The sequence below is a fragment of the Methylophaga sp. UBA5088 genome (genome assembly GCF_002414625.1).
Classification (GTDB): domain Bacteria; phylum Pseudomonadota; class Gammaproteobacteria; order Nitrosococcales; family Methylophagaceae; genus Methylophaga; species Methylophaga marina.
Window position 1 is genome coordinate 5809 of sequence record NZ_DIAC01000093.1, and the last position, 2404, is coordinate 8212.

Here is a 2404-nt window from a genome sequence, read left to right on the forward strand (position 1 = left end):
TACAACAATAGATTTAGTTCAAAAGGGGTAAGATTTGACATCATTATTTCAGAAAGCCACTGACGATTTTGCCCATCAACCGATTGCTAAGACTTTTAACTCACTGAATGTCGACGCAAGCCTCGGCTTGTCGGATGCAGAAGTACATCAACGCCAGCTTGATTACGGTCTGAATCAAATCATCAATCAAGAAGAATCCACCTTGCAGCGGATTTTAAAACGTTTCTGGGGCCCGATTCCCTGGATGATTGAAATTGCCGCCATCTTATCTGCCGCGGTGGGTAAGTGGGAAGATTTCATCATTATCAGCGTCTTACTCCTTATTAATGCCGGACTCGACTTTTTCCAGGAGCACCGCGCACTTAATGCCCTAAGTGCCTTAAAAAGCCAGTTAGATACGCAGGTACGCGTGTTACGCGATGGCAAGAGTCAATTGGTTCGCTCACAAGAACTCGTGCCTGGCGATATCATTCGATTACGAATGGGTGATTTGGTCCCCGCTGATGTACAGTTGCTGACTGGTGATTATTTGTCCATTGACGAGTCTTCACTGACTGGTGAGTCTTTGCCAGTCAGCAAAAGAAGTACTGACGTTGCCTATGCCAACACCATTATCCGTCAAGGTGAGATGGATGCGATTGTGGTCAATACCGGTCAGCAGACACGGTTTAATAATGTGGTCAGCCTGGTTGCATCAGCTTCGGTTAATGAGCATAGCCACTTTCAAAAGATGGTATTACAGATTGGGCACTTCCTGATTCTCTTATCGCTGGCGATGGTGGCATTGATTGTTATCACAGGCTTATCTCGCCATGAAGATCTGCTGGAATTGGCCCGCTTTGCATTAGTGTTATTAGTGGCAGCAATACCTGTTGCCTTACCAGCAGTGCTATCAGTCACTATGGCTGTAGGCGCTTATAAACTGGCAAAACACAAAGCCATCGTCACTAAGTTAACAGCAATAGAAGAACTGGCTGGCGTCGATATTTTTTGTTCAGATAAAACGGGCACGTTGACCAAAAATGAAATGCAGGTCATGGAGATACTGCCATTCAATGGAACCAGTGAGGCAGCACTTATGCGAGCTGCCGTTTTAGCATCGCGCTCAGAAAATACAGATCCAATTGAAATCCCATTATTTCGTCATATTAAAGATAACTATCCTGAAAGTGACTGGTCAACATGGCAACAAACGCACTTCACGGCTTTTGATCCCAGCAAAAAATACACAGCGGCTCAGTTACAAAAAGCTGACCAGAAGATGGCCGTATTTAAAGGCGCTCCACAAGTCATTATGGCGATGGTAACGAATCTAACCGATAACGACATCAACACACTCAATCAGCAGATTAATCTTCTGGCAAGTAAAGGCTACAGAACACTGGCAGTAGCGCAGCAATATGAAAGTCAAGAACATGAATTCCTGGGACTGATTCCACTTATCGATCCGCCTCGGGATGACTCTAAACAAGTGATTGATGAGATGCGTCAGCGTGGTGTCGAAGTGAAAATGATCACCGGAGATAATATTGCTATTGCCCGTGAAATTGGGCATATGCTCGGACTAAACAAACGAGCTGTTCAATCTAAACAGATTACCGGTAAATCCGGGCAGGAAATTAAAGAGCTAGCATCCAGTCTGGCTCAGGCTATCTATAAACGATTAAATCCGGATGTGTCTTTCAAACAGGCAAAACAGTTTGCCGATGAGGTAATGACCGATCTGGAAAATATTTACGACACCAGCTTATTAGAAACGGAATTTATTCATACACATGAGTCTGCTTTGCTGGACATGCTGGAGTCTATAGAAATATTTGCCGAAGTCTTACCAGAAGATAAATACATGATTGTCGACGCCCTACAAAAGTCCGATCACATTGTGGGCATGACAGGCGATGGTGTGAATGACGCGCCCGCTCTTCGCAAAGCCGATTGTGGTTTTGCGGTTTCCAATGCGACCGATGCGGCAAGAGCGGCAGCAGATATTATTCTCACCGCACCAGGTTTATCTGTCATCAATCATGCCATAGAGCAAGCGCGTTTTACGTTTGAACGCATGAAAAGCTATGCGACATTTCGTATTGCTGAAACCATTCGCATTATTTTGTTCATGACATTAAGCATCCTGATATTCGAGTTTTATCCCATAACGGCGCTGATGATTATTCTACTGGCGCTGCTCAATGACTTACCGATTCTGACTATCGCTTATGACAACACTTACCAGTCTCCAACCCCAGTCAGGTGGAATATGCATGAATTGTTTATTTTGTCGTCAGCGTTGGGGCTTGCTGGGGTATGCGCATCATTTTTATTATATTTGTTCTTACGCGAGCAGAATTTAGATACTGATACGATACAAACCCTCATATTCCTGAAACTTCTGATTGCCGGCCACAGT

Annotated in this window: 1 protein-coding gene; it reads left to right on the top strand. The window is 44.4% G+C overall.

The annotated features are described in order from the left end of the window. Window positions 1–34: 34 nt before the first annotated feature. Window positions 35–2404 (top strand): HAD-IC family P-type ATPase (locus tag B4K20_RS11515; RefSeq protein WP_289282992.1); only part of this gene is annotated, 2370 nt, incomplete at its 3' end.